General features: G+C 49.3%; 7 protein-coding genes. All 7 read right to left on the minus strand.

Features of this window, described 5'->3' with window-relative positions; genetic code table 11:
• Positions 1–11: 11 nt before the first annotated feature.
• Positions 12–4,040, minus strand: a complete 4,029-nt coding sequence (rpoB, locus tag ACIPUG_RS20755; protein WP_039281880.1) for a DNA-directed RNA polymerase subunit beta — start codon at positions 4,038–4,040, stop codon at positions 12–14.
• 327 nt (positions 4,041–4,367) lie between these two features.
• A complete protein-coding gene (gene rplL, locus ACIPUG_RS20760; protein WP_010285496.1) occupies positions 4,368–4,733 on the minus strand; it encodes a 50S ribosomal protein L7/L12 in 366 nt (121 codons plus the stop codon).
• Between the two features lie 66 nt (positions 4,734–4,799).
• On the minus strand, positions 4,800–5,297 hold the full coding sequence (gene rplJ, locus ACIPUG_RS20765; protein ID WP_010285495.1) for a 50S ribosomal protein L10: 498 nt from the start codon (positions 5,295–5,297) through the stop codon (positions 4,800–4,802).
• 318 nt (positions 5,298–5,615) lie between these two features.
• Complete coding sequence (gene rplA / locus ACIPUG_RS20770; RefSeq protein ID WP_010285494.1) at positions 5,616–6,320, minus strand: 50S ribosomal protein L1; 705 nt, start codon at positions 6,318–6,320, stop codon at positions 5,616–5,618.
• Positions 6,321–6,323: 3 nt separating this feature from the next.
• The gene (gene rplK / locus ACIPUG_RS20775) at positions 6,324–6,752 is read right to left on the minus strand and encodes a 50S ribosomal protein L11 (RefSeq protein WP_005970337.1); all 429 of its coding nucleotides are present in this window, start codon (positions 6,750–6,752) and stop codon (positions 6,324–6,326) included.
• A 162-nt stretch (positions 6,753–6,914) separates the two neighbouring features.
• Positions 6,915–7,460 (minus strand): transcription termination/antitermination protein NusG, encoded by a 546-nt coding sequence (gene nusG, locus ACIPUG_RS20780; protein WP_005970339.1) that lies wholly within the window; start codon positions 7,458–7,460, stop codon positions 6,915–6,917.
• Position 7,461: 1 nt separating this feature from the next.
• On the minus strand, positions 7,462–7,845 hold the full coding sequence (secE, locus tag ACIPUG_RS20785) for a preprotein translocase subunit SecE (RefSeq protein WP_010285488.1): 384 nt from the start codon (positions 7,843–7,845) through the stop codon (positions 7,462–7,464).
• Positions 7,846–8,135: the final 290 nt, after the last annotated feature.

Genomic DNA, 8,135 nt, shown 5'->3' on the forward strand with positions numbered 1-8,135 from the left:
ACGAGCTGGGATTACTCTTCTTCCAGCTCGATGTTGATACCCAGCGAGCGGATTTCTTTCAACAGTACGTTGAAGGATTCCGGCATGCCTGGTTCCATCTGATGATTGCCATCCACGATGTTCTTATACATCTTGGTACGGCCGTTCACGTCATCAGACTTAACGGTCAACATTTCTTGCAGGGTATAAGCTGCACCATAAGCTTCCAGCGCCCACACTTCCATCTCACCGAAGCGTTGCCCACCGAACTGTGCCTTACCACCCAGCGGCTGCTGAGTAACCAGGCTATAAGAACCGGTGGAACGGGCATGCATCTTATCGTCAACCAAGTGGTTCAGTTTCAGCATGTACATGTAGCCCACTGTAACCTGACGCTCAAATTGCTCACCGGTACGTCCATCGTACAGGGTAATCTGACCGGAGGTAGGGATACCGCCCATCTGCAACAGTTCCTTGATTTCTTTCTCTTTTGCACCGTCGAATACCGGCGTTGCAATTGGCATACCTTTCTTCAGGTTTTCAGCCAGACGCATAACTTCTTCGTCTGAGAAAGTGCTCAGGTCGACTTTTTGACGCACATCGTCGCCCAGGTCATAGGCTCTCTGGATGAACTCACGCAGTTTAGTCACTTCTTCGTGCTGCTTGAGCATGGCGTTGATTTTCTCGCCGATACCTTTTGCAGCCATACCCAGGTGGGTTTCCAGAATCTGACCAATGTTCATACGTGAAGGTACGCCCAGCGGGTTCAGTACGATATCGACCGGCGTACCGTTCTCATCGTAAGGCATATCTTCGATCGGGTTGATCTTGGAGATAACACCTTTGTTCCCGTGACGACCTGCCATTTTGTCACCCGGTTGGATCTGACGTTTAACGGCCAGATAAACCTTAACGATTTTCAGCACGCCTGGTGCCAGATCATCGCCCTGAGTGATTTTACGGCGCTTAGCTTCGAGTTTTTTCTCAAACTCGTGCTTCAGCTCATCATACTGTTCTGCCAGCTGTTCCAACTGATTCTGTTTATCTTCATCAGTCAGACCCAGTTCCAACCAGCGCTCGCGCGGCAGTTTATCCAGTTTGTCGGCTTCTACACCGCCGGAAACCAGCACAGCGTGGATACGTGCAAACAGGCCCGCTTCCAGAATCTGCAATTCTTCAGTCAGGTCTTTCTTCGCCTGCTTCAGCTGCATTTCTTCGATTTCTAGCGCACGTTTGTCTTTTTCCACGCCATCGCGGGTAAAGACCTGTACGTCGATAATCGTACCGGAAACACCGTTTGGTACACGCAGAGAAGAGTCTTTAACGTCAGACGCTTTCTCACCGAAGATCGCACGCAGCAGTTTCTCTTCTGGCGTCAGCTGGGTTTCACCTTTCGGCGTTACCTTACCAACCAGAATGTCACCACCGGTCACTTCAGCACCGATGTAAACAATGCCGGACTCATCCAGTTTGGAAAGTGCTGCTTCACCCACGTTCGGGATGTCCGCAGTAATCTCTTCAGGCCCCAGCTTGGTGTCACGAGACACACAGGCCAGTTCCTGGATGTGGATGGTCGTAAAGCGATCTTCCTGAACCACACGCTCGGAAACGAGGATGGAGTCTTCGAAGTTGTAACCATTCCATGGCATGAATGCCACGCGCATGTTCTGACCCAGCGCCAGTTCACCCAGATCGGTGGACGGGCCATCTGCCAGAACATCACCGCGTTCTACTGGCTCACCCAGAGACACACACGGCATCTGGCTGATACAGGTGTTCTGGTTAGAACGGGTATATTTGGTCAGGTTATAGATGTCGATCCCGGCTTCGCCCGGATACATTTCATCGTCATTAACGCGGATTACAATACGGGATGCATCCACGTACTGTACTGTACCACCACGTTTGGCTACGGCAGTTACACCGGAGTCAACCGCAACAGCGCGTTCCATACCGGTACCAACCAGCGGCTTATCAGCGCGCAGAGTCGGAACGGCCTGACGTTGCATGTTCGCACCCATCAGGGCGCGGTTGGCGTCATCGTGTTCCAGGAACGGAATCAGGGATGCACCGACGGAAACCACCTGCTGTGTGGAAACGTCCATGTATTCAACCTGATCGCGGCTGAACAAGCTGGACTCGCCTTTGTTACGGCAGGTAACCAGTTCGTCGATGAAGCGGCCTTCTTCGTCCAAATTGGTGTTCGCCTGTGCGATAACGAAGTTACCTTCTTCAATCGCAGACAGGTAATGGATCTCATCCGTCACCACGTTGTCACGCACGCGACGATACGGGGTTTCAAGGAAACCGTATTCGTTCGTTTGCGCATAAACGGACAGGGAGTTGATCAGACCGATGTTCGGACCTTCCGGCGTTTCGATAGGACAAACACGACCGTAGTGAGTCGGGTGTACGTCACGAACTTCAAAGCCAGCACGTTCACGCGTCAGACCGCCTGGGCCCAATGCGGAGATACGACGTTTGTGCGTAATCTCGGACAGTGGGTTGTTCTGGTCCATAAACTGTGACAGCTGACTTGAACCGAAGAACTCTTTCACGGCAGCCGAAATCGGCTTGGCGTTGATCATGTCCTGTGGCATCAGCGTATCGAGGTCGCCCAGAGACAGACGCTCTTTTACAGCACGTTCTACACGCACCAGACCAACGCGGAATTGGTTTTCTGCCATTTCGCCGACGGAACGGATACGACGGTTGCCGAGGTGGTCGATATCATCCACTTCGCCTTTACCGTTACGGATATCAATGAGCTTCTTCATCACTTCGATGATGTCATCTTTGCTCAGGATACCGGAACCTTCGATCTCATCACGTAGCAGAGAACGGTTGAACTTCATACGACCAACCGCAGACAGATCATAGCGGTCTTCAGAGAAGAACAAGTTCTCAAACAGCGTTTCTGCTGCTTCACGCGTTGGTGGCTCACCAGGACGCATCATGCGATAGATTTCAACCAGCGCACTCAGACGATCGTTTGACGGATCGACGCGCACGGTTTCAGACATGTATGCACCATGATCAAGGTCGTTGGTGAACAGTGTCTCAATACGTTTGTGACCAGACTGGCTCAGTTTAGCCAGCAGATCCAGCGACAGCTCCATGTTGGCTGCGCCGATCAGTTCACCGGTGCTCTCGTCGATATAATCTTTGGACAGTACTTTGCCAGCGATATATTCAACAGGCACTTCAATGCGCTCAATGCCGTCTTTCTCTAACTGACGGATATGACGCGCAGTGATGCGGCGACCTTTTTCGATATAAACTTTACCGTTCGCTTCAATATCAAACGATGCGGTTTCACCACGCAAGCGCTCAGGAACCAGATCCATCTGCAACTTATTGCCATTGATTTCATAGACAATTTTATCGAAGAAAAGATCGAGGATCTGTTCGGTGGAATAACCCAGCGCGCGCAGGATAATGGTCGCAGGCAATTTGCGACGACGGTCGATACGGACAAACAGGTTATCCTTCGGATCAAACTCGAAATCCAGCCAGGAACCACGGTAAGGAATAATACGTGCGTTATACAGCACCTTACCTGAAGAGTGGGTTTTACCTTTGTCGCTATCGAAGAACACACCTGGACTACGGTGTAACTGAGACACGATTACACGCTCAGTACCGTTGATCACGAAGGTACCGTTATCGGTCATGAGCGGAATTTCGCCCATGTAAACTTCTTGTTCTTTGATGTCTTTAACGGTGCCTTCAGGCGCTTCGCGCTCGTAGATCACCAGGCGCAGTTTTACGCGTAGCGGCGCAGAGAACGTCACGCCACGGATCTGACATTCTTTAACGTCAAATACTGGCTCGCCCAAGCGATAGCTAACGTATTGCAGCTCTGAATTACCGCTATAGCTTTTTATAGGGAAAACAGAACGGAATGCAGCTTCCAAACCGTACTGACCTTCCGGGTCTTGCTCGATAAACTTCTGGAACGAGTCAAGTTGGATAGAAAGGAGATAAGGTATGTCCAAAACCTGTGGACGTTTACCAAAATCCTTACGAATGCGTTTTTTCTCGGTATAGGAGTAAACCATAGGGTTCCTCAGCTAGCTGACAAGTCGAACCACTCTGTCTGCCCTAACAAGGACAGTTCATGCAACACTATTTATGTTGGTCGGAAAATAGAGAACTTTCCGTAATACGTCTTTCTATTACTCTTAAACCATTTCGTTGCTCTTGCTTAGGCATGGAGCCCATGCAGGAAAGCAGTATATTAAGTCGTCAATAGAAAAAAATATTGGGAGAAATCAATGGCTAAACAGTGTGAAATCCCATTGATACCCTACAGCGCAAAAAGGCTGGTGACTAAAAAGTCACCAGCCATCAGCCTAATAAATCAGGCTGCAACCTGAAAGGTTGGCTTATTTAACTTCAACTTCTGCGCCAGCTTCTTCCAGTGATTTTTTCAGTGCTTCAGCGTCATCTTTGCTCACGCCTTCTTTCAGAACTGCAGGTGCAGATTCAACCAGATCTTTGGCTTCTTTCAGGCCCAGACCAGTTGCGCCGCGAACAGCTTTGATTACAGCAACTTTGTTAGCGCCGATAGCTTTCAGCACAACGTCGAACTCAGTTTTTTCTTCAGCAACTTCAGCTGGGCCAGCAGCAACAGCTACAGCAGCAGCAGCAGAAACACCGAATTTTTCTTCCATAGCAGAAACCAGCTCAACAACATCCATTACAGACATAGCTGCTACTGCTTCCAGAATTTGATCTTTAGTGATAGACATAACAATTGTTCCTAAGAATCAGAAATAGTTTATACGTTAGCAAGTACGTTAGAAAAGAAAGTGCTATTACGCAGCTTCTTTTGCATCGCGAACAGCAGCCAGAGTGCGGACCAGTTTGCCGGCAGCGGCTTCTTTCATGGTCGACATCAGACGTGCCAGTGCTTCTTCGTAAGTCGGCAGCGTTGCCAGACGGTCAATTTGAGCCGCCGGGATCAGCTCGCCTTCAAAGGCTGCAGCTTTGACCTCAAACTTTGCATTCGCTTTCGCGAACTCTTTGAACAGACGAGCAGCAGCGCCCGGGTGTTCCAGAGAATATGCAATCAGGGTCGGACCAACAAACGTGTCTTTCAGGCATTCAAATTGAGTGCCTTCAACGACGCGGCGCAGCAGGGTGTTACGAACAACACGCATGTAAACGCCAGCTTCACGCGCTGCTTTACGCAGTTCGGTCATTTTATCAACGGTAACGCCACGGGAATCCGCAACAACCGCAGACAGCGCACCTTTGGCTACTTCGCTGACTTCAGCAACAATCGCTTGTTTGTCTTGAAGATTTAATGCCATTAGCTTTTGCTCCTGGATTTAGCCGGAGAAACTCTCCGGAACTCACTTCACTTATCGCCAAAATTAGAGATAAGCGTTGAAACACGGTGAGCAGAATCCAGTAAAAAATTATTCTTTATAAATAAAGAAAAACGTTATTTAGGCTCTGTCACCGTCTACGCAGGAGAATTAAGTTTCTTGCGAAACACCTGCGGTCTTGGACGGAGGCCTGGATAGGCCAGGCTCCAACCGAAAAATTCTTGCGTCATTCCACTTGAGGAACAACGGGCGTAAAATTATAGGTAAATCTCACACCCGAGTAAAGCGGAACAAAAGCTATTAGTTAGCAGCAGCGTTCAGGCCGCTCTGGTCGATGGCAACGCCAGCGCCCATAGTGGTAGACAAGCTAACTTTCTTGATGTACACACCTTTCGCCTGAGATGGTTTTGCTTTTTTCAGCGCAATCAACAAAGACTCTAGGTTTTCTTTCAATTTGTTAGAATCGAAATCAACCTTGCCGATAGTGGTATGGATGATGCCGTTCTTGTCGTTACGGTAACGAACCTGACCCGCTTTAGCGTTGTTAACAGCTTCAGCAACGTTAGGAGTTACAGTACCCACTTTCGGGTTTGGCATAAGGCCACGTGGACCCAGAACCTGGCCCAATTGGCCAACAACGCGCATTGCATCTGGAGATGCAATAACAACGTCAAAGCCCATTTCGCCTTTCTTGATCTGATCAGCCAGATCTTCCATGCCCACGAATTCAGCGCCAGCTGCTTTAGCAGCTTCAGCGTTTGCACCTTGGGTGAAGACAGCTACGCGAACAGAACGACCGGTGCCGTGAGGCAGAACGGTTGCACCGCGAACGTTTTGGTCAGATTTACGTGCATCGATGCCGAGGTTAACAGCTACGTCTACACTTTCTACAAACTTAGCAGTGGCCAGCTCTTTGAGCAGAGCAACAGCTTCGTTGATGTCATACTGTTTAGTTACATCAACTTTGTCACGGATCACGCGCATGCGCTTGGTCAGCTTAGCCATTTATTAATCCTCCACTACCAGGCCCATGGAACGAGCGGTACCTGCGATAGAGCGCGCCATGGCGTCTACATCAGAACCAGTCATGTCCGCAGCTTTAGTTTCTGCGATTTCACGAACCTGAGCGCTCGTTACTTTACCTACTTTGTCTTTGTTCGGCTTGCCGGAACCAGACTTGATACCAGCCGCTTTCTTCAGCAGAACAGCTGCTGGAGGCGTTTTGGTAACGAAGGTGAAAGAACGGTCAGAATAAACGGTAATAACAACCGGAGTCGGCAGACCCTTCTCAAGGCTTTCAGTTTTAGCATTGAACGCCTTACAGAATTCCATGATGTTAACACCTTGCTGACCCAGAGCCGGACCTACTGGTGGGCTCGGGTTAGCCATACCAGCTGCAACTTGCAGCTTGACGTAGGCTTGTACTTTCTTGGCCATTTAACTTTCCTCGATTGGGTAATAGCGCCTAGTGAAAGGCTCCCCGTGGTTTGTATTACGCTTCAGTCGCCATTGAGGCCACTGAAAAACAAAAGGCGCGAAATTATAGGTTAATTTCGCGCCATAGGCAAGTCGCTATTTTCAGCAAATCTTATCAGGCAATTAGCCTTTTTCGACCTGAGCAAAATCTAGTTCAACAGGTGTCGCACGACCAAATATAGAAACAGACACCTTCAGGCGGCTCTTCTCATAGTCTACTTCTTCAACAACACCGTTAAAGTCGGCAAATGGACCATCGTTGACACGAACCATTTCACCCGGTTCAAACAGCGTTTTCGGACGAGGCTTGTCGCCAACCTGCTGGAGACGATTCATAATCGCATCCACTTCTTTGTCACTGATTGGAGCAGGACGGTCAGATGTGCCGCCAATGAACCCCATAACACGAGGTACGCTGCGTACAAGATGCCAACTAGCATCTTCCATCACCATCTGTACTAAAACATAACCAGGGAAAAACTTGCGTTCGCTCTTGCGACGCTGGCCACCACGGATCTCAACGACTTCCTCAGTAGGAACCATGACTTCGCCAAACAGCTCTTCCATATTATGGAGTTTGATATGCTCACGCAGGGATTGTGCTACGCGACCTTCAAAACCAGAAAACGCCTGAACGACGTACCAACGTTTTTTTGGAGCTTCAGACATCTTAGAACCTCAGGCCAGTGATAAACGATACCAGACGGACCAGAATACCATCCAGCCCCCACAAAATCAGTGACATCACGGCAGTCACCGCGGCAACGATTAACGTGGTGTGTAACGTTTCCTGACGAGTCGGCCAAATTACTTTGCGCACTTCGGTACGCGCTTCGCGAGCAAACGCTACGGTTGCTTTGCCTTTCGTGGTCAGCAGTGCCACACCACCGGCTGCGGCGATCAGGATAACTACGGCCAATGCACGCAGAGGAAGACTAAATTCACGGTAATAATAATTGCCAACAATCGCAACAACCAGCAAGGCACCTACTACTAGCCACTTAATCACTTCCAGGCCACGCCCACTATCCTGAGCTTCGGTATTCGCACTCATAAACCAACCTGTCACAATGATTCAGACAAATAACTTTGCCCCGCAACCACGGGGCAACCAAACCGAAAGATGTTCTGTAAAACGAATAATTCGGTATTTACGCCGTATCTACAGAGCCTATCTCACCAATGATTATATCTCACAATCGCTGATGAGATAGGTTCTACCATGACAGCGTAGAAAAAGGGCATCAAATGATGCCCTTTTATCGCGTGTCGCGTCAAATGTTATCAGCGATTAAGCGATAACTTTAGCAACAACGCCCGCGCCTACTGTACGGCCGCCTTCAC

Origin of the sequence: Pectobacterium sp. CHL-2024 (assembly GCF_044751765.1) — a bacterium.
In the GTDB taxonomy this organism is placed as follows: Bacteria; Pseudomonadota; Gammaproteobacteria; order Enterobacterales; family Enterobacteriaceae; genus Pectobacterium; species Pectobacterium brasiliense.

Excerpts from the sequence above, each read along its gene's own strand:
- rpoB (WP_039281880.1), bottom strand. The coding sequence starts at position 4,040 with ATGGTTTACTCCTATACCGAGAAAAAACGCATTCGTAAGGATTTTGGT.
- rplL (WP_010285496.1), bottom strand. The coding sequence starts at position 4,733 with ATGTCTATCACTAAAGATCAAATTCTGGAAGCAGTAGCAGCTATGTCT.
- rplJ (WP_010285495.1), bottom strand. The coding sequence starts at position 5,297 with ATGGCATTAAATCTTCAAGACAAACAAGCGATTGTTGCTGAAGTCAGC.
- rplA (WP_010285494.1), bottom strand. The coding sequence starts at position 6,320 with ATGGCTAAGCTGACCAAGCGCATGCGCGTGATCCGTGACAAAGTTGAT.
- rplK (WP_005970337.1), bottom strand. The coding sequence starts at position 6,752 with ATGGCCAAGAAAGTACAAGCCTACGTCAAGCTGCAAGTTGCAGCTGGT.
- nusG (WP_005970339.1), bottom strand. The coding sequence starts at position 7,460 with ATGTCTGAAGCTCCAAAAAAACGTTGGTACGTCGTTCAGGCGTTTTCT.
- secE (WP_010285488.1), bottom strand. The coding sequence starts at position 7,845 with ATGAGTGCGAATACCGAAGCTCAGGATAGTGGGCGTGGCCTGGAAGTG.